At 60.1% G+C, this 19,500-nt stretch carries 20 protein-coding genes; 7 read left to right on the top strand and 13 right to left on the bottom strand.

The features are described 5' to 3' along the window. Positions 1-25: 25 nt before the first annotated feature. From ACB030_RS15650 to ACB030_RS15640, 3 genes are all read right to left on the bottom strand, one after another. Entirely contained in the window at positions 26-466 is a 441-nt protein-coding gene (locus ACB030_RS15650; protein WP_371161078.1) for a DUF2489 domain-containing protein, read from the bottom strand. Between the two features lie 11 nt (positions 467-477). Beyond that, positions 478-1,053 carry a Der GTPase-activating protein YihI gene (gene yihI, locus ACB030_RS15645; RefSeq protein WP_139437654.1) on the bottom strand — a complete coding sequence of 192 codons (576 nt, stop codon included), beginning with the start codon at positions 1,051-1,053 and terminating at the stop codon, positions 478-480. A 795-nt stretch (positions 1,054-1,848) separates the two neighbouring features. Continuing rightward, positions 1,849-2,466: a cytochrome c gene (locus ACB030_RS15640; RefSeq protein ID WP_041206664.1), complete on the bottom strand. Its 618-nt coding sequence runs from the start codon at positions 2,464-2,466 to the stop codon at positions 1,849-1,851. 143 nt (positions 2,467-2,609) lie between these two features. Between ACB030_RS15640 and yihA the strand changes: the two genes are divergently transcribed. Next, a complete protein-coding gene (gene yihA, locus ACB030_RS15635; protein ID WP_025325345.1) occupies positions 2,610-3,266 on the top strand; it encodes a ribosome biogenesis GTP-binding protein YihA/YsxC in 657 nt (218 codons plus the stop codon). 998 nt (positions 3,267-4,264) lie between these two features. Here yihA and aroE read toward each other — a convergent pair. From aroE to ACB030_RS15600, 7 genes are all read right to left on the bottom strand, one after another. Then, the gene (gene aroE, locus ACB030_RS15630; RefSeq protein ID WP_371161036.1) at positions 4,265-5,086 is read right to left on the bottom strand and encodes a shikimate dehydrogenase; all 822 of its coding nucleotides are present in this window, start codon (positions 5,084-5,086) and stop codon (positions 4,265-4,267) included. 104 nt (positions 5,087-5,190) lie between these two features. Beyond that, a complete protein-coding gene (gene hemF, locus ACB030_RS15625) occupies positions 5,191-6,099 on the bottom strand; it encodes an oxygen-dependent coproporphyrinogen oxidase (protein WP_371161034.1) in 909 nt (302 codons plus the stop codon). Between the two features lie 101 nt (positions 6,100-6,200). Next, positions 6,201-6,761, bottom strand: a complete 561-nt coding sequence (locus ACB030_RS15620; RefSeq protein WP_371161032.1) for a Sua5/YciO/YrdC/YwlC family protein — start codon at positions 6,759-6,761, stop codon at positions 6,201-6,203. Positions 6,762-7,069: 308 nt separating this feature from the next. Beyond that, entirely contained in the window at positions 7,070-7,627 is a 558-nt protein-coding gene (locus tag ACB030_RS15615; protein WP_139745007.1) for a type I DNA topoisomerase, read from the bottom strand. Positions 7,628-7,682: 55 nt separating this feature from the next. Next, positions 7,683-8,156 (bottom strand): DUF494 family protein, encoded by a 474-nt coding sequence (locus ACB030_RS15610; RefSeq protein ID WP_025325340.1) that lies wholly within the window; start codon positions 8,154-8,156, stop codon positions 7,683-7,685. Beyond that, positions 8,149-9,258, bottom strand: coding sequence for a DNA-processing protein DprA (gene dprA, locus ACB030_RS15605; RefSeq protein WP_371161029.1), 1,110 nt, complete (start codon positions 9,256-9,258; stop codon positions 8,149-8,151). Before dprA ends, ACB030_RS15610 begins: the two co-directional genes overlap by 8 nt. 1 nt (position 9,259) lies before the next feature. Beyond that, entirely contained in the window at positions 9,260-10,348 is a 1,089-nt protein-coding gene (locus ACB030_RS15600) for a LysM peptidoglycan-binding domain-containing protein (protein ID WP_371161027.1), read from the bottom strand. A 108-nt stretch (positions 10,349-10,456) separates the two neighbouring features. Between ACB030_RS15600 and def the strand changes: the two genes are divergently transcribed. The 5 genes from def to ACB030_RS15575 all read left to right on the top strand — a co-directional run bounded on the left by def (position 10,457) and on the right by ACB030_RS15575 (position 16,272). Then, positions 10,457-10,969, top strand: coding sequence for a peptide deformylase (gene def / locus ACB030_RS15595; RefSeq protein ID WP_025325337.1), 513 nt, complete (start codon positions 10,457-10,459; stop codon positions 10,967-10,969). A gap of 12 nt (positions 10,970-10,981) precedes the next feature. After that, positions 10,982-11,926, top strand: coding sequence for a methionyl-tRNA formyltransferase (fmt, locus tag ACB030_RS15590; protein ID WP_371161025.1), 945 nt, complete (start codon positions 10,982-10,984; stop codon positions 11,924-11,926). A gap of 60 nt (positions 11,927-11,986) precedes the next feature. Continuing rightward, the gene (gene rsmB, locus ACB030_RS15585) at positions 11,987-13,279 is read left to right on the top strand and encodes a 16S rRNA (cytosine(967)-C(5))-methyltransferase RsmB (RefSeq protein WP_371161023.1); all 1,293 of its coding nucleotides are present in this window, start codon (positions 11,987-11,989) and stop codon (positions 13,277-13,279) included. A gap of 80 nt (positions 13,280-13,359) precedes the next feature. After that, a complete protein-coding gene (trkA, locus tag ACB030_RS15580; protein ID WP_005326185.1) occupies positions 13,360-14,736 on the top strand; it encodes a Trk system potassium transporter TrkA in 1,377 nt (458 codons plus the stop codon). Between the two features lie 93 nt (positions 14,737-14,829). After that, positions 14,830-16,272 (top strand): TrkH family potassium uptake protein, encoded by a 1,443-nt coding sequence (locus ACB030_RS15575; RefSeq protein ID WP_371161021.1) that lies wholly within the window; start codon positions 14,830-14,832, stop codon positions 16,270-16,272. A gap of 80 nt (positions 16,273-16,352) precedes the next feature. On the opposite strand, the gene rmuC is transcribed toward ACB030_RS15575, so the two are convergent. Both rmuC and ACB030_RS15565 read right to left on the bottom strand, forming a co-directional pair. Beyond that, complete coding sequence (gene rmuC / locus ACB030_RS15570) at positions 16,353-17,684, bottom strand: DNA recombination protein RmuC (protein WP_371161019.1); 1,332 nt, start codon at positions 17,682-17,684, stop codon at positions 16,353-16,355. A 174-nt stretch (positions 17,685-17,858) separates the two neighbouring features. Then, positions 17,859-18,074, bottom strand: a complete 216-nt coding sequence (locus ACB030_RS15565) for a hypothetical protein (protein WP_205642729.1) — start codon at positions 18,072-18,074, stop codon at positions 17,859-17,861. A 137-nt stretch (positions 18,075-18,211) separates the two neighbouring features. Here ACB030_RS15565 and ACB030_RS15560 point away from each other — a divergent pair, with 137 nt between their 5' ends. After that, positions 18,212-18,724, top strand: coding sequence for a ferredoxin-type protein NapF (locus ACB030_RS15560; protein WP_371161016.1), 513 nt, complete (start codon positions 18,212-18,214; stop codon positions 18,722-18,724). 87 nt (positions 18,725-18,811) lie between these two features. Here the strand turns inward: ACB030_RS15560 and ACB030_RS15555 are convergent, their stop codons facing one another. Next, positions 18,812-19,264: an Rrf2 family transcriptional regulator gene (locus ACB030_RS15555; RefSeq protein WP_005326180.1), complete on the bottom strand. Its 453-nt coding sequence runs from the start codon at positions 19,262-19,264 to the stop codon at positions 18,812-18,814. Positions 19,265-19,500 lie beyond the last annotated feature (236 nt).

The raw sequence follows: 19,500 nt of genomic DNA, 5'->3' as shown, positions 1-19,500 counted from the left end.
TTCCTCTTTCTTTGTTATCCAGGGCTCACCGGCTTAGCTGAAAGTCCTTCAGTCGGGCGACATCCTTGAGGATCTGCGCCTCCAGCTCGGCCTCGTAGCCGCTGCGCTCGAGATCCATCTTCATCACTTCGTTGCGCTTGAGGGCTCGCCTCGCCTCGTGAGTCGGCATCTCCTTCACCTTCTCGTAGAGGCCATAGAGACCGGGGAATTCACTGGCGAAGGCCCGTCCTCCCTTGATCTGCAAGGCGTCCAGCAGATTGGTCAGCCGGATGGCCCCCTCCGAGTAGTCGCACTGACCATCCCGAACCGCATGGGCGATCACCCTGACGCTGTCGAGGATGCGCTCGTTGCGGGCCGCGATGGCCTGCCGCTGCATGTCGTGCTGACGCTTGAGACGCGCCAGCAGGGTGGCGGCATAGACAGCCAGCCCCAGCAAGACAAGGCCCCCCAGCAAGGCGGCCAGCATCCATCCACTCATCACTTCTTCTTCGGCTCTGGCTTGGGTTCGGGCTGATAGTCAACCTGGCTGAAACGCTCCCACAGCTCCTCCTCGGAGGCTGGCTGTCTCGGCTCTTCATACTCGACCTCGTCAAAATCACCGTCGTCATCTTCGTCGGTGTCTATGATGCCGAGCTCGTCCATCAGCTCCTGATAGCGATCGACGCGCTGATCGACCCAGGCCTGCTCGGCCGCTTCCAGGGTTTCACCGGCATCCAGTCGATCCAGCAGATCGTTCAGGCGATCATCATTCTCGATGGAGGCCAGCTCCTGCTCGGGCGTCATCACCAACTTCTTCTCTTTTTGCGGCTTGGGCGCCACCGGCTTGCTCTGCTTCTCTTCCACGATCAGCACGACCGGCTTGCGGGAGCCGATGCGCGGATCCTTGGCCTGCTTGCCACTGCCGCCCTTCTTGCCCTGCTCGACCTGCTGACGGGAGCCCGCCTTCAAGCCCTTGCGCTTGGCGGCGCGTTTGCGCTCGCGGCCTTCCAGGGCACTGGCATCTGATTCTTTGCGCTTGCCGGTAGGCTTGCGGGTGGGTTGTTTGGCCGACATGAATGACTCCGACAAATAACTGGATTGAAACCCCCGGGATTGTTTCGTCCGGGGAGGATGCTGAAGCGGGGAACAGTAAATCTGGAACAAGAGTGGGATCCTGCACCAATTCGACCATATTGGGCCGCTGAACACCGCAGGATCGGCATCCTCTGGGCATGTTGCTGGTATTTTGACACAGAATGCCTTGGCGGGTTAATGACCCAACAGAAAAAAGGCAGCCGAAGCTGCCTTGATCCTGTCATGCGAGTCCCATTCCCTGGCTACAAATCGCCTTATCCCTGGGCGTACCTCTGCGCATCATGTCGTTAGGTCTTCCTGACCCTTGTTGCTCGATCCTGAATGTGCGTGTGCTTGTCTAACCCAGGCGGACAACATCCGGTCGTCTTTCTGGGGTGGTTGCCTCCCGCAGCCCCGCTCATCCCTGGCGGTCACCATCCTGGTCTCTGACTACCTTGCTCATCACTTGCCTGCTGAGCCGACTCCCTGTCCAACCAGAACGCCAACAGCTCGCCCGGTCATTCCATGGGCTCACTGTAACAATTTCGCAGTAGGGCTCAATCCACTCGGCATTCTTTCAAACGAAGACAAGTGGCCATCCCATTTTTAACATATTGAAAGTTATAGCTTCCATACCGAAGGCTGAACACTGTTTCAGCCCCGACCGGGTTCGGAAAGGGGGGATCTCTTACAACAATGCAGGGCATTTGCAGACATGGCGCCAGAAGCCGAAAAAAAGAACAGGGAACCTCGATAGTTCCCTGTTCTTTTCAACAAGATAGATTCAGGACCTTATCAGTGCAGACCCGCCACATACTTGGAGAGGGCTTCGATATCCTGATCCGTCAGCTTCTTGGCCACATCCCGCATCATGCCATTGGGGTCATTGTCACGGGCTGCCGCACGGAAGGCGGTGAGCTGCGCCTTGATATACGCAGGGTGCTGCCCCGACAAGCTGGGATACTTGGCCTGCTCTACGCCGGAACCGCGCGGACCATGGCAGGCAGTACAAGCGGCCAAACCACGTTCCATGTCGCCTCCCATATAGAGCGCCTTGCCTGCGGCAACCACGTCATCGGGCACGGCAACCGGAGTCACCTTCTGGCTGGAGAAGTAGGCGGCCAGGTCGTCCATGTCCTGATCGGACAGCGGCAACGCCATGGGTCCCATGATGGGTGCAACCCGACCAGTTTGGCCAGAAGCTGCAGCCTTCAGTTCAACTAATTGTTTTTTGATATATGATGCGTGCTGACCAGCAATCTTGGGATACATGTCGACTGGGCTGTTGCCGTCCGGTCCATGACAGGCCGCACAGACGGCAGCCTTGGTTTGTCCCGCAGCGGCATCGCCCTTGGCTTGTGCCATCCCAGTTACGCCAACCATCAGAGCAAGTGTAATGACTAGGTTCTTCATGGCGTTCCAACTTTCTCGTTATTAGACTTCCAGATCCCATGCCGCCGAAGGCATGTTAAAATAAACGCGTTTAAACGACGCCATTTTACACGATTTCACAAAAAAGTAACTCTATAACCCTCTATCTCTATGGGGAATTTACGTTGGATACACAAACTCTGAATTTCAATAAGGTGCATTTTGTGACCAGCGCACCCGACATCCGCCACCTGCCAAATGATGGGGGTGTCGAGATCGCGTTTGCCGGGCGTTCCAACGCCGGTAAATCATCTGCATTGAATACCTTGACCAAGCACAAGAACCTGGCACGAACCAGTAAGACACCGGGTCGTACCCAGCTGATCAACCTGTTTGAACTGGAACCGGGCAAGCGCCTGGTCGACTTGCCAGGCTACGGTTATGCGCAGGTTCCGCTGGAAATGAAGCTCAAGTGGCAAAAGTCACTGGCTGAATATCTGCAACGCCGCGAGTCCTTGAAAGGTCTGGTGATCCTGATGGACATTCGCCACCCGCTCAAAGAGACCGACATGAACATGCTGGAATGGAGCTCACACCGCGAACTGCCGGTGATGCTGCTGCTGACCAAGGCAGACAAACTGAGCCCGGGTCCCCGCAACAACCAGGTGATCAAGGTGCGCCAGGCAGTAGCCGAGCTGGGCCCGCAGATCCAGGTTGAAGCCTTCTCCTCCCTCAACAACATAGGCGTCGAGAAGCTGGCCCAGACCCTGAGCGGCTGGTATCTGTCCAATGCCGAAACCGCCCTGACCGACACAGAAGAAGACCACCAGATCGAGGAGTAAATTGCTCCTCTTCTTGCTGCAATGAGCGGAGTTGGCCCTCCGCTGATTGAAAGACTTTCAGTTTTCCCCTGCCCGGGCCAGCCCCCCCCCCTTCTGTTACAACCCATCCCTATAGCTTATAAGTCTTGTCAATCAGAGAGATAGAGCGTTAGGCTGCTGTGAAAATTAACTTCCACTCCCCTTGACACCGTTTTCATCTCTCCCACCAAACAAGCCGGGAATAATGCCGAACATCAACAAAATTGAAATTTAATTACAAAAAAGGGATAGGGAGGGATAAAAATGAGGCCAGTCTCGCTGTCGCGGACCGGCCTGAAGAAATGAGTTCAAAAAATTGGGAAAAAGCGAGTTCTCGAGAACAAAGACGATTGGTTTTCCTCAAGAAACATCCCCATTCTAACAAAAGATTGCCCAATTTAAAGCATTTACTCTAAACGTTTCGCATAAAAAAACACCCCGACGATGACTCATCGGGGCTGCTATTCAGCCACATTCAATTACGTGAAATAAAAGGTCTGAAAGATAGAACATCTTACCTCTGTACCCTACGCCGATAACTGTATAGCAAAGCAGCAGAAAGTGAAAGTAATTTATGTAATTTAGTTTCACTTAAAATGAGAGAGGTAAATTTCTATATTTTTCAAATGGATAAAAAAATCCCCAGTATCAATACCGGGGAGTTATAAAGGTGACTAGCTAGCACTTCCTCAACTATCTAGTTAGTCAGCACCATTTCGCACAAGTTCCGCTGCTTTGAGAAAAAACTTGATAAACGCGAATGCCGCAAGCTTTAATACACAGTAACTCATTGTTATTTATCGATTTAAATCCCACTTCAACATAGTGCCAATTTCACTCCCCCACCCGCGAGGAACACTTTTCCCCGAGGAGGAGGGATGTTCTGCCCAGATACCCGAGGGTGAGGTTGCCAGAGCCCGTCAGCAGGAGCGCACATTCGCGGTTGTCCCACTCCCCGCCGACTTTATTAGCGAACCGACTTACAAAGTGCCCAGATTGCGTTTCAGCTCTCTCAACACCTGCTTGGTGCCAGGCCGGATGCCGCGCCACACGGTAAAGGCTTCGGCAGCCTGCTCCACCAGCATGCCGAGCCCATCCATGGTCTGACGGGCGCCATGCTGCTTGGCCCAACCGATGAAGGCCGTGTCCGTCGCACCGTACATCATGTCGTAAATGGCGATATCGGCGTGGATCAGGGCAGGATCCAGCGGTGGCAGCTCCCCTTGCAGACTGGCGGAGGTGGAATTGATGATGAGATCGAACGGCCCCGCCAGCTGCTCATAGATCTGGGCGGTCACGGGCCCCAGATCGTGAAATTCGGCAGCCAGCTGCTGCGCTTTTCCGTGAGTGCGGTTGGCGATGACCAACTCGCTCGGCTTCTCCGCCAGCAGCGGCGCCAGCGCACCTCGAGCCGCCCCACCGGCCCCCAGCAGCAGGATCCGGCTGTCCGCCATTGTCACCCCATGTGCCTTGAGATCGGCTACCAGCCCGGCGCCATCGGTGTTGTCCCCCAGCAGCACGCCATCATCGGTCAGCTTGATGGTGTTGACCGCTCCAGCCCGCTTGGCCCTTGGACTCAGCCGATCGACCAGGGAGAACGCCTGCTCCTTGAACGGCACTGTGACATTGCACCCCTTGCCCCCCTGGGCAAAGAAGCTGCGCAGGGTAGCGGCAAACTCGTCGACGGGGGGCTCGGCAAGCCCATACTCCAGCTCTTGCTGGGTCTGTCTGGCGAACAGGGTATGAATGAAGGGAGACTTGCTGTGGCGCACCGGGTGGCCAAAAACCAGATAACGATCCATCAAAGAGTTCCATCAGAGGGTGATCACCCGATTTAACGGGTTTTCTCAGCCGGGAACAAGCCGAATATCGGCCAGTAAAAAGGGGCCCGTCATGGCCCCTCGAGTCACAGCCACTCTCGTGGCGTGAGGTAGTCGGTATAGAGCAAAGCCTCGGGGCTGCCAGCCTCCGGCTGCCAGTCATACTCCCAGCGAGCCAGCGGTGGCATCGACATCAGGATCGACTCGGTACGTCCGCCAGTCTGCAACCCGAACAGGGTGCCCCTGTCATACACCAAATTGAACTCCACGTAACGACCGCGGCGATAGAGCTGGAACGCCCGCTCCCGTTCGCCATAGGGCAGCGCCTTGCGTTGCTCGACAATGGGCAGATAGGCATCGAGATAACCCCGACCTACCGCCTGCATGAAGGCGAAGCAGTCGGCAAAGGGCCAGCGGTTCAGGTCATCGAAGAAGAGGCCACCCACCCCTCGGGTCTCGTTGCGATGCTTGAGGAAGAAGTAGCGATCGCACCAGGACTTAAACTCGGGGTAGATCTGGTCGCCAAAAGGCTGGCAGAGATCACGGGAGACCTGGTGCCAGTGCTGCACATCCTCGGCAAACGGATAGAAGGGCGTCAAATCGAAACCGCCGCCAAACCACCAGATGGGCGCCTCGCCCTCTTTCTCGGCGATGAAGAAACGGACGTTGGCATGGCTGGTCGGCACGTAGGGGTTGTGCGGATGGATCACCAGCGAGACCCCCATGGCCTCGAACTTGCGGCCGGCCAGTTCGGGGCGGTGGGCGGTCGCCGACGCCGGCATGGCATCGCCATAGACATGGGAGAAGTTGACCCCGCCCTGCTCGATCACGGCGCCATGGCGCAGCACCCGGGTACGGCCTCCACCACCGCCTTCGCGGCGCCAGACATCCTCCACGAAGTGTCCGGCGCCGTCAGCCTGCTCCAGTCCCCGACAGATCTCGTCCTGCAACTGCAGCAGGAAGGCCTTGACCTGGGCCACATCCGGTTTGCTCATCTTGTCTCCAGTCAGACAGGATCTTGATCGTCCCGTCCATTTTATATTGTGGTGTCACGCCATGAGCACATCGCCCGTCATGGCTGCAAATCAGCGCCCCCTCAGGAGGGACGAATGATGGCGCCGGTACGGGCGTCCTTGATCTCGGATGGATTGGCCTGTCCCCCGACTTCCCCAGGCAGGATATGGGCCAGCTGACTTGCCAGCAGCTCACCTATATCGGCCACCCGACGGGCAGGCTCCTCGCCGGTCAGATTGGCACTGGTCGAGACCAGAGGTTTGCCAAAGGCGCGGCACAGGGCCTGTACCTGAGGATGGGCCGTGACGCGCACCGCCAAAGTATCGAACTGCCCGGTCAGCCAGGCCGGCGTGGTTGCACGGGCAGGCATGATCCAGGTGAAGGGGCCGGGCCAGCTCGCCTGCACGCGAGCAAGCTGTTCGCTGCTGAGCTGGCTCAGATCGATGTAATCCTGCAATTGGGCCAGATCGGCGGCGATCAGGATCAGTCCCTTCTCCACCGGACGCTGCTTGATGGCCAGCAGGCGCTGAACCGCAGCCTCGGAGTCGGGATCACACCCCAGGCCAAAGACGGCCTCGGTGGCATAGGCGATCACCCCTTCGCGGTGCAGGGCAGAGATCGCTTGTTCAAATTCTTTTGGCATAGAAAAAATGCGACAGCCGGGCTGCCACCTCTCATCACTGGGTTGTAAGTTGAACCGAGGTGAGGGCACCTTGGTGCCCTCACCTCTTCAGTACATACGGACGTTTGACCCGCCAACAGAGCCTCAGCTCATCATTGGCCACTGCAACGCCTGAGATGTCGGGCCACATGAATAGGTCAAGAGGCTGACGGCGCGGCAACATCGGGATCGGCGCCCAACGGCACGGCCGTAGCAGTCACGGCAAGATGATAAATCCAGATGAAGCACCCTCTTGCCAGCAAGCTGCCAGCCGGCTTATGGCGGCAGGATTATACCCGCTCAATCTGATGACAGCATTTCTTTTGCGGGCAGACCCAGCGCAGACTCCCTCTCACTTTCTTCTCGATCATGATGCCCCAGCCACACTCAGGGCAAGGCATGGGAACAGGCTTGTCATTCACCACGTACTTGCAGTGAGGATAGGCATCACAGGAGTAAAACTGTTTGCCATAGCGGGAGGTTCGGCTCACCAGATGACCCTTGCCACACTCCGGGCAGAGGATCTGGGTATCGTCGCTCTCCTGCAGGGACTCGATATGCTGGCAGGCCGGATACTGGGTACAGCCCACGAACAGGCCGTAGCGCCCCTTCTTGATCGCCAGCGGCTGACCACAATCGGGGCAAGCGGATCCTTCGAGCACCTTTTCGATGTCGCGGCCAGAGGGCGTCAGGGAACGAATATAGTCACAGGAGGGGTAGGCCGAGCAGCCCAGAAAGGGGCCATGCTTGCCCTGACGGATCACCAGCTCGGCACCACACTGCGGGCAAGGCTCGCGCTCGAAGGCATGTTCGTGGGCAGAAAAGAGGTGATGATCGATTTTTGACATGGGCCGCGCCTTGGAATCCAGATGGCCTGAATTCTACCAGCGCGGCACCGGACTGTCAGTGAATGACACCGTCTGACTCGTCAAACACCAGCTCCTCCATCTGCTGGTAGGCATTCTCGCTGCCCGGGACGTTGAACAGCACCATCATGACGACCCACTTCAGGTCATCCAGCTCGATATCCGGCTTGTCCAGCTCCAGCAAGCGCTCGATACAGATTTCGCGGGTTTCGGCGTTCAGTACCTGAGCCTGTTCCAGGAACAGCAGGAAACCACGGCACTCTGTGCTGAGGCGAGCCAGCTCTTGCGGGGCGTAGATCCGCATCGAACCTTGCGCGCTGGCGGTGACATACACCTCCCGCTCGCTGTCATGCAGATTGGCCAGTCGTTCCAGCCAGTTGAGTGCCTTCTCAATCTCGTCCTGATTGAAACCGGCCCGGCTAAGTTCGTCGGTGAGTTCATCCTGCTCGACCATCACATCTGCATCGCTGTGGATGTAGGTCTCGAAAAGGTACATCAATACATCAAACATGATTCGCCCTCCTCGCTCTGACGTATCCACCGGCTACCGCCATCACTGCACCGGCAAGCTCCAGCTCTACCAACCTGCCCAATACCACTTCGACAGGAAGCTGGGCCCGCTCGGCAACGGTATCCACGCTCGTGGTCTCATAATCTACGTTATCCAACAAATCGGCATAAGGCAATTCGCTATTATGCAATGGCTCGGGAGAAGGGTTCACCGGCCTCTTTAACGGCACAAGGGCAGGCAACTCTTCCACAACATCTGCCGCATTCAATACCAGCTTGGCCCCTTGCTGAAGCAGGCGATTGCACCCCGCAGCCTGGGTATTTTGCGGTGCCCCCGGGACGGCAAAGACCTCGCGACCCTGCTCCAGCGCGTAGCGGGCAGTGATGAGTGAGCCGCTCTGCTCGGCAGCCTCCACCACCAGGGTGCCCAGCGACAGGCCGCTGATGATGCGATTGCGACGAGGGAAATGTTCCGCCAGCGGCCCCTGGTCCGGTGCCAGCTCGGAGACAAGCAGCCCACCATGCTCGAGGATCTGCATCGCCAGGCCCTGGTGGCGCTTTGGATAGAGACAGTCAAGCCCGGAGCCCAGCACCGCCAGCGTCACACCGCCCGATGCCAAGGCCTGCTGGTGGCAGACGCCATCGATACCCAGCGCCAATCCGGAGGTGATCGCCAGACCGCTCTCCACCAATTCGGCACACAAGCGGGCGGCGTTGTCCTTGCCTGCATAGGTGGGGTGACGAGTGCCCACCATCGCCAGTTGTGGCAGGGAAAGGGCTGCGAGATCCCCGCGGCAATAGAGCAGCAAGGGGGCGGCGGGGATCTCTTTTAGCAGAGCGGGATAGGCGGGGTCATCGAGACAAAGGAGGTGATTGCCAGGCGCTTCGGCCCAACTCAGCCCCTGATCCACAACCGGCAGGGGCCATCTCATCTGCTGAATTTGGGCGCTCTGCAGACCAAGCGATCGCAGGGTGCCATCGTCTGAGTCAAACAGAGCGGTGATGTCGCCACCAAAATGGGCCAGCAGGCGGGCGGCGGTGACCGGACCTATGCCGGTCACCGTATCCAGCGTCAACCACAGCCGTTCGAGTGGAAGTGGCACGTCAGAAGTTACTGACCTGATAACCCGAGCTGACCAGATCCTGGCTCTGCAGGATGAGGCCATAACTCAGCTTGTCATAGACCTTGAACAACATGACCCTGGCAACCGCTTCGGCGGGCAAGGACGACTTGCCAGCAGAGTGGAATGCCTTGTCATAGACGGATGCATATTCCCGATACGAGACCTTGCCATTCTTGTCCACCATCTCGGCTCCCGGACGCAGGATCTCGAGCACATCGCCAGGGGCAATCTGATCCCGCTGCCCCTTGTTGATGAGGACAACGTCAAACTTGCCTCCCCCACGCACCTTGCTCGGCAGCTCTATCACATAACCGGGGGAAATCACTGGCGCCGCCTTTGGCATGAAAACGGCTGAGAGACTCTCCTGCGGTGGCAACGGGATGACCTTGTCTCCCTGATACACCTCGCGCCTGTTGTGCGTCAGCGTGACTCTGGTGCTGTTGTTGGCCTGGCGATCCTCCGCCCGCACAGTGCCGATAAAAATCGCTTCCTGGCCGAGCTGCTCACCGGTCAGCTTGTCCTTGTAAGTCACCCCTGGGCGATAGATGCCATAACTCTGACCCGGATTCAGCGCCCCCTGCACATAGAGGGTATCCCCCTCCAGCATGCCGATATGCTTGTCGTTATTGCCAAGCACATAGGGCAGATCCTTGCTCTGCTGACTATCGGACAGAATGTGATCGGTTTGCAGGAAGGGCACTATCTCGCTGAGGGGCAGGGTCGGAATGGGATTGGCCTTGTTCTCGTAGCGGTTCTTGGGAGACAGGTGAATGACCTGCTTGCCGCCCTGGCTGGCCTTGCCCAGACGCGGCTCACCATTGACCCAGCTCAGTTGCAGCACGTCGCCGGGGTAAATCCAGTGTGGGTTGGCGATCTGGGGATTGATGTTCCAGAGACGTGGCCAGAGCCAGGGTTCGGCCAGATACTGGCCCGAGATATCCCAGAGGGTATCCCCTTTCTGCACCACATAACTCTCGGGATAACCGGATTTCAGCGTCAACTGCTGTGCCATGGCACCATTGGCCAGGGCTGTCGCCAGACAGGCGAGGATGATTTGCTTCAGATGCATAACACTCCCTGTTACTTCTGCACGCAAAGTGTTGCTGTTTTTTGTCGACGTAAATGACTAGAATTACGTCAATATTGACTGCGTTTATATGAAACTAAAGAAAAAACTATGGCCATTCTAGATGTATTGCGTTTCCCCGATGAGCGCCTGCGCACAGTCGCAGCCCCTGTCGAGACCATTACACCCGAGTTACAACAGATTGTAGATGATATGTTCGAAACCATGTACGCGGAGGAAGGCATAGGCCTGGCCGCGACTCAGGTCGACATTCATCAGCGCATCATCGTCATCGACGTCTCTGAAGACCGTGAAGATCAGCTGGTGCTGATCAACCCGGAGATCCTGGAGCAGTCAGGCAGCACCGGCATAGAAGAGGGTTGCCTCTCGGTCCCCGGCAGCCGGGCCCTGGTACCGCGCGCCGAGTGGGTCAAGGTCCGGGCACTGGATCGCCACGGCAAGCCATTCGAGCTGGAAGCGGACGATCTGCTCGCTATCTGCATACAGCATGAGATGGATCATCTGGTTGGCAAGCTGTTTGTGGATTACTTGTCCCCGCTCAAGCGCCAGCGCATCCGTCAGAAGCTGGAAAAGATGGCCCGTGAAGATCGCAAAGTCCTCTGAGGATCTGCCCCATTGAATAAGCTGAAACTGATTTTTGCCGGTACCCCCGACTTCGCCGCCCGTCACCTGGCGGCGTTGTTGTCTTCCGACCATGAGGTCGTCGCCGTTTACACCCAGCCCGACAAGCCGGCGGGCCGCGGCCAGAAACTGACCGCCAGCCCGGTCAAGGAGCTGGCGCTGGCCCACGATCTGCCGGTCTACCAGCCCGCGTCCCTGCGCAATGAAGAGGCCCAGGCCGAGCTGGCCGCCCTTGGCGCCGATCTCATGGTGGTGGTGGCCTACGGCCTGATCCTGCCCAAGGCGGTGCTCGACACCCCGTGCCTTGGCTGCCTCAATGTGCACGGCTCCCTGCTGCCACGCTGGCGCGGCGCGGCCCCCATCCAGCGAGCCATCTGGGCGGGCGATGCGGAGACCGGTGTCACCATCATGCAGATGGATGTGGGGCTGGATACCGGCGCCATGATCCGCAAGGTGAGCTGCCCCATCGCCAGTGATGAGACCTCCGCCAGCCTCTACGACAAGCTGGCCGAGCTGGGCCCGCAGGCGCTGGTCGACACCCTCGATGCCATGGCCGCCGGTGACACAGCTGCCGAGGCGCAGGACGATGCGCTGGCCAACTATGCCCAGAAGCTCTCCAAGGAAGAGGCGCGCATCGACTGGTCCATGGAGGCCGTCGCCATCGAGCGCTGCATCCGCGCCTTCAATCCCTGGCCCATCAGCTGGTTCGAAGTCGCGGAGCAGACCATCAAGGTGTGGCAGGCCGAGGTCATCGACAGCGACCATGGCCAGAGCGCCGGCACCCTGCTCAAGGCCGACAAGCAGGGGATCGACGTCGCCACCGGCAAGGGGGTGCTGCGTCTGCTGACCCTGCAACCGCCCGGCAAGAAGGCCATGTCCGTCCCGGATCTGCTCAACTCTCGCCGCGACTGGTTTGAACCCGGCACGCAATTGCATTGAACTGGATTGAATTGACACAAGCGGGGCCCAGGCCCCGACTTGCGCATCTAAGGTAACTCTATGAAAACACGTGCACAGGCCGCTCTCGTTATTCAACAGGTGCTGGATCAGGGCCAATCCCTCTCCGCTGTTCTGCCTGCTGCCCAGGAGAAGGTGGCGCCTCGCGATCGCGCCCTCCTGCAAGAACTCTGCTACGGCACCCTGCGCTGGTTGCCCCGCCTCGACGCGGCGGTGAGCGAGATGATGGACAAACCGCTCAAGAACAAGAGCCGCATCTTCCACTATCTGATCCTGGTCGGTCTCTATCAGCTCATCTACACCCGCATTCCGGCCCATGCCGCCGTGGCCGAGACCGTCAATGCCGTCAAGCTGCTCAAGGGCACCTCACTGCGCGGCCTCATCAACGGCGTGCTGCGCAACTTCCAGCGCAGCGCCGAAGTCATACTGCTGCGCATCGACCGGGTGCCCAGCATCCGCCTCGGCCATCCCGAGTGGCTCACCAAGCGTCTGCGTCAGGCCTATCCCGAAGATTGGGAGTTCATCATGGAGGCCAACAACCAGCGCCCCCCCATGTGGATCCGCAACAACAGCCAGCGCCAGAGCCGCGAACAGATGCTGGCCCGCATGGCCGACGTGGGCATCAATGCGGTGGCCGGCGAAGAGGGGGAGGATTGCATACTGCTGGAGCGCCCCTGCGATGTGACCAAGCTGCCCGGCTTCGAAACCGGTGACTGCTCGGTACAAGACGGTGCCGCCCAGCAGGCCGCCGCCCTGCTCGACCCCCAGCCGGGTGACTGGGTACTGGACGCCTGCGCCGCCCCCGGTGGCAAGACGGCTCACCTGCTGGAGCTGCAACCTGCGCTTGCTGGCGTGGTGGCCGTCGATGCCGACGAGAACCGCCTCAAGCGGGTGCAGGAGAACCTGGATCGCATCGGCCTCACCGCTCAAGTGATCCACGGCGATGCCAGCACGCCGGATCTGTGGTGGCCAGAGGGTCAGTTCGATCGCATCCTGCTGGATGCCCCCTGCTCCGCCACCGGCGTCATCCGCCGTCATCCGGACATCAAGTGGCTGCGCCGGGATCAGGACATCCGCGAGCTGGCCGAGCTGCAGCGCCGCATTCTGAACGCCCTCTGGGGCAAGCTGAAGAGCGGCGGCACCCTACTCTACGCCACTTGCTCTGTGCTGCCGGAAGAGAACCGCGACCAGATCCGCGCCTTCCTGGCTGACACCAAGGACGCCCGTCTGGTGCCGCTGCACCAGCAGGACAGCCCGGATTGCCCGGGTCGCCAGTTCCTGCCCGGCGAGGCGGAGATGGACGGCTTCTATTATGCCAAGCTGATCAAGCTGTAGGCCGTGCATCTGGATGATGAGTCCGGGCGACAGGCTGGCTTGCCTCGTTTCGAAGCAACAATCTTGAGTAAGATTTCCCTATGAAAATCATCATTCTGGGTGCGGGTCAGGTGGGCGGTACCCTGGCGGAAAACCTCGCCGGCGAGAACAACGACATCACCATAGTCGACACCGACAGCGACCGCCTGCGCGAGCTGCAGGACAAGTTCGACCTGCGGGTGGTGAACGGTCACGGCGCCCACCCCAGGGTGCTGCGCGAGGCAGGGGCCCAGGATGCGGACATGCTGGTGGCGGTCACCAACAGTGACGAGACCAACATGATCGCCTGTCAGGTGGCCTACTCCCTGTTCAACACCCCGAACAAGGTGGCGCGCATTCGCTCCCCCGCCTATCTGGTGGAGCGGGATCGCCTGTTCCTGCCGGAATCCGTACCCGTGGATCACCTGATCGCCCCCGAACAGCTGGTGACCGACTATGTGCGTCGCCTCATCGAGTATCCGGGTGCGCTGCAGGTGGTTGATTTTGCAGGCGGCAAGGTGGGTCTGGTGGCGGTCAAGGCCTACTACGGCGGCCCCCTGGTGGGCAATGCGCTCTCCACCCTGCGGGATCACATGCCGAACATCGAGACCCGTGTCGCCGCCATCTTCCGCCAGGGCCGCTCCATCCGCCCGCAAGGCACCACCATCATAGAGGCGGATGACGAGGTGTTCTTCGTCGCCGCCGCGGGCCACATCCGGGCAGTGATGTCCGAGCTGCAACGCCTCGAGAGCCCCTATCGCCGCATCATGATAGTCGGGGGTGGCAACATAGGCGCCGGCCTCGCCCGCCAGCTGGAGAAGCGCTACAGCGTCAAGCTTATCGAGCGCAACCAGAAGCGGGCGGAGCAGCTCTCGGAGATCCTGGAGAACACCATTGTCTTCTGCGGCGACGCGGCGGATCAGGAGCTGCTGGCGGAGGAGCACATCGATCAGATCGACGTCTTCATCGCGGTGACCAACGAGGACGAGGCCAACATCATGTCGGCGCTGCTCGCCAAGAAGATGGGCGCCAAGAAGACAATGGTGCTGATCCAGCGCGGCGCCTACGTGGATCTGGTGCAAGGCGGCTCCATCGACATCGCCATCTCGCCCCAGCAGGCGACCATCTCGGCCCTGCTGACCCACGTGCGCCGTGCCGACATCGCCAACGTCTACAGCCTGCGCCGCGGTGCCGCCGAAGCCATCGAGGCCATCGCCCACGGTGACGAGAACACCTCCAAGGTGGTGGGCAAGACGGTGGGTGAGCTCAAGCTGCCGCCGGGCACCACCATCGGCGCCGTGGTACGGGGGGATGAGGTGCTGATCGCCCACGATCGCACCCAGATCCAGCAGGATGACCACGTGGTGATGTTCCTGGTGGACAAGAAGTACATCCCGGAAGTGGAACGCCTGTTCCAGCCCAGCCCTTTCTTCCTGTAAGCCCGCCATGCAACAGGCAACGACATTCAGACCCGGACACTTCCCAGAGGGAAGGTCCGGGTCTTTTTTCAATCAACGACCAGGTTATCCTGCATGATCAAGCTGCGTCCCATCATCTTCACTCTGGGGCTGGTGCTCTCCAAGCTGGCCCTGTTCATGTGGTTGCCCACCCTGCTGGCCCTGTTCACCGGCTCGGAGGGTTTCGTCGAGTTTCTCAAGTCCGTGCTGATCACTCACGGCGCAGCCTTGCTTTGCCTCCACCATGGTCGCAAGGCGGAGTTTCATCTCGGGGTGCGTGAGATGTTCCTGCTCACCACCTCGGTCTGGGTGGTGGCCTGCATCTTCGGCGCCCTGCCCTTCGTCTTCATCACCCATATCGGCTTTGCCGATGCCTATTTCGAGACCATGTCGGGGGTCACCACCACGGGCTCCACAGTGCTGTCGGGGCTCGACGGCATGGCCCACAGCATACTGCTATGGCGCTCCACTCTGCAGTGGCTGGGGGGCGTCGGCTTTATCGTGATGGCGGTGGCGGTGCTGCCCTACCTCAACGTCGGTGGCATGAAGCTGTTTCAGACCGAGAGCTCGGATTGGTCAGACAAGAGCGCCCCCCGCGCCAAGACGGTGGCCAACAACATAGTGGTGGTCTATCTGGTGCTCTCCATGCTCTGCTTCCTCGCCTACTGGGTGAGCGGCATGACGCTGTTCGAGGCGGTCAACCATGCCATGACGACCCTGAGCACCGGGGGCTACTCCACCTCGGACCAATCCATGTCCCACTTCTCCAACTCGGCCCACTGGATTGGTACCCTCTTCATGTTCCTCGGCGGCCTGCCCTTCCTGCTCTATGTGCAGGCCCTCTCCCGCCGTGACAACAGCCTGCTGCGGGACGCCCAGGTACGGGGCTTCTTCTGGCTGGTGGTCTGGGTGACGGTCGTCGTCACCTTCTATCTCTGGATAAGGGACATCTACGGCTTTATGGATGCCCTGCGCGTCAGCAGCTTCAACATAGTCTCGGTACTCACCACCACGGGATATGGCCTCGGCGACTTCGGCACCTGGGGGCCCCTCACCAGCATCATCTTCATGGTATTGCTGGCGATCGGTGCCTGCTCAGGCTCCACATCCGGTGGCCTCAAGGTCTTCCGGGTACAGGTGGCCTTCGCCCTGTTCAAGAAGCAGATGCGCCAGTTGATGCACCCCTCCGCCGTCTTCCCGCAAAAGTACAACGGCCGCCCGGTCAACGACGCCATCATCCGCTCCATGATCTCCTTCGTGCTGGCCTACTTTGCCATCATCTTGCTGATCGCCGCCCTGCTCGCCGCCATCGGCCTGGACCCCCTGACTGCCATCTCGGGCTCCATCACGGCGGTGGCCAACGTGGGCCCGGGCATGGGACCCGTCATCGGACCCAGCACCAACTTCGCCAGCCTGCCGGATTCTGCCAAGTGGATACTGTCGTTCGGCATGTTGCTGGGGCGGCTCGAGATCCTGACGGTGGCGGTGATCTTCTTCCCCTCGTTCTGGCGCCAATGAGGCCGATGTGGCGATCATCATGACAAAAAGGGCAGCCCGCGGGCTGCCCTTTCCATCTGCGTTCGACCACCGCCGTTGCGTCAGTCGGCGGAGTCTTCCCGTTCCAGCGCGCGGTTGACCAGGGGCTCAGGCAGGGGCTTGGTGACCTCCACCCCCAGCTCGCGAAAACGCTCGGCCTGGGCAATCAGGTTGCCACGGCCGTTGACCAGCCGCCCCATCGCCTTGTCGTAGCTCTCCTGTGCCTTGTGCAGGCTGCCCCCCATCTGCTGCATCTCCTCCACGAACAACCGCAGCTTCTCGTAGAGACGGCCTGCCCGCTCCGCTATCTGGCGCGAGTTCTGGTTCTGCCGCTCGTAGCGCCACAGGTTCTCTATGGTGCGCAGCGCCACCATCAGATTGGTGGGGCTCACCAGCAGTATGTTGTGATCCAGCCCGTAACGTACCAGGGAGGGGTCAGCCTCCAGGGCGGTGAGGAAGGCGGGCTCCACCGCCACGAACATCAGCACATAGTCCAGGGTGCGCACCCCGGGCAACTGCTGGTAATCCTTGCGGCCCAGCTCGCGGATGTGGTTGCGCACCGAGGCGATATGCTCCTTGAGCGCCACCGCCCTCTCCAGCTCGTCGTCCGCGTTGTAACAGCGCTCGTAGGCGGTCAGCGACACCTTGGCATCTATGATGATGTCTTTGTCCTGGGGCAGGTGAACGATGACGTCGGGCTGATAGCGCTTGCCCTTGTCCACCTCTATGTTGACCTGGGTGTGGTACTCGTGGCCCTCCCGCAGGCCGCACTCGGAGAGGATGCGGGCCAGCACCACCTCCCCCCAGTTGCCCTGCTGTTTGCTGTCTCCCTTGAGGGCCCGGGTCAGGGCCGCCGCCTCTTCGGTCATGCGGGCGTTGAGCTCGGCCAGACGCTCCAGCTCGAACTTGAGGCTGTGGCGCTGGGCCGTCTCCTGGGCATGGGTCTCCCCCACCTGACGGCGAAAACCCTCGAGCTGCTCCTTGAGCGGAGTGAGTAACAAATCCAGGCTGTTCTGGTTCAGCTCGCGGAAGTTACCGGAGTTTTGTTCGAAGATGCGGTTGGCGAGGTTCTCGAACTGCTGGCTGAGGCGAGCCTCCGCCTGCTGCTGCAACTGCAGCTTCTCGGCGCTGGCGATGCGCTCGCTGCGCAGGGTGGCTTCGGCATCCTTGAGGCGGGCGGTGAGCTTGAGCAGCAGGGCCTGCTGCTGCTCAAGCTTCTGCTGGCCCAGCATCTTCTCGTCCTGCAGCTCGTCGAACCTGTCCTGCAGCGCCTGGTGGCGCTCCTCGGTGAGCAGTGTCTCCTCACGGGCCGTGCGACGCCCCGCCAGCCAGCCGAGGAGCAGAGCGAGCAGACCCGCCAGCAAGGCAGGCAGCCAGGTCGTCATCGGGATCATCGCCGACCCCGCTGACGCAGGAAGAGTTCGAGATAACGGCCAAGCAGAGGCCCTGGCTGGACATCAACTCGTGCAGACAAGCTGATCATCGGCGACCCCGCTCACACAAGAAGAGTTCGAGATAACGGCCAAGCAGAGGCCCTGGCTGGAGATCAACTCGTGTAGACAAGCTGATCATCGGCGGCCCCGCTGACGCAGGAAGAGTTCGAGATAACGGTTGAGCAGCAACCAGAGCAGGACATAGATGAGGTAGGCGGCCAGCACCACCCACTTGTGACTGTTGACCCCGGTGTCGAGCTCGGTGAACTCTATGCCCTTGAGGTGGCAGTAGGCCCACATCAGCAGGGGGAGGATATACAGCAAAGAAGCACGCCACAGAAATAACCACATGAGTTCATAAGATCCCGCAAAAAGACCCGCCTAGCTTACACAAGGGCAACCTGGCTTGCGATCCTGGCCGGCGCTATTATCTGGCTTGCCGGCGGAAAACTGGATAAAATTAACCCCTAATAGGTATAGGGGTGGGCATGACTCATTTTTTCTATCGCTGGCTGACGCACGCACTGGGGGGCTCCCGCAAACCGGACATGGCTTGCCACGAGGCGCGCCCGCCCTGGGCCATCGAAGAGTCGCAATTCCTCTCTCTGTGCCGCCGCTGCGGCGAGTGCTTCAAGGCCTGCCCAAACGGCCTGCTCAAACCCGCCGACCAGCCCGAATATGCCGGCACCCCCATAGCCGGCACCCCTGTGCTGGATCTCGCCTGCGGCCAGTGCAGCTACTGTGGCAGCTGCGCCAGAGCCTGTCCCACCGGCGCGCTGGACCTGCGGCTCGGCCGTCAGGTGCAGACCCGGGTCAGGATAGAGGCGAGCTGTCAGGCCCGCCAGGGCTTCTACTGCCTGCTGTGCGAGGATGCCTGCCCCCAGCAGGCCATCAAGGCCAGCAGCGAGGGGGTGAGCGTCAACATGGCGGCATGCGACGGTTGCGGCGCCTGCGGCCTCGCCTGCCTGCACGGCGCCATCACCCTGATCCCCCAGCTCTGACGGCTCCGGCATCCGACGCACTGACATCCGTCCCCGGCATGCATGCCAGACAGCAAAAAGGGCCCTCGGGGCCCTTTCACCTGACCCTCAGGCCATGGTCAGGATATTGTCCTGCTCGATGCCAAGCAGGTGGCACAAGCGGGTCGGATCCCGCACCGCATCCGCCAGGGTGTATTCCCCCAGCACCTCGAGGAAGGCATTCATGGCGCGGCGCAGTATGCCCTGGATGCGGCAGCCGCCGGAGAGGCGGCAGTTCTCGCGCTTGCAGTCCACCGGGCAGAGCACGTGCTCCATGTCCATCACCACGTCGCGCAGGTTGATGGAGACGGCGGAGCGGCCGAGACGGATGCCACCATGCTTGCCACGTACCGTTTCGATGTACCCCTTGATGCCGAGCTGATGCACTATCTTGACCACGTGGTTGCGGGAGATGGCGAAGGTGTCGGCCACTTCCGTGATGGTCGACAGGCGATCACCGGGCTGGATAGCCAGAAAGGTCAGGGTACGCAGGGCGTAGTCGGTAAATCGTGTCAGTTGCATGGTCGCACTTGCCTCTTACTACAAGCCAGAAATCAGGACGACGGCCAGTGGCCAGAGAGGTGAGACTGCACGTGCGCCCGCACAGGTGTCGCTTCTTCAGCCGGGTCGTGGAGTGACAAGGTTAAGAGCAGCTCTGGCGGGTGTCGACGAAGATGTACATAAATCGGCACTTTCTTTGATTGATCGCAAACTTGCCGGCTCGGGGCGGGGTTTTGGCCATTTCCGGCGGCTAAATT

Origin of the sequence: Aeromonas sp. S16(2024) (genome assembly GCF_041403065.1) — a bacterium.
GTDB lineage: Bacteria > Pseudomonadota > Gammaproteobacteria > Enterobacterales > Aeromonadaceae > Aeromonas.
The sequence above is the reverse complement of the archived record's forward strand: the minus strand, read 5'-3'. Positions and strand labels throughout refer to the sequence as shown.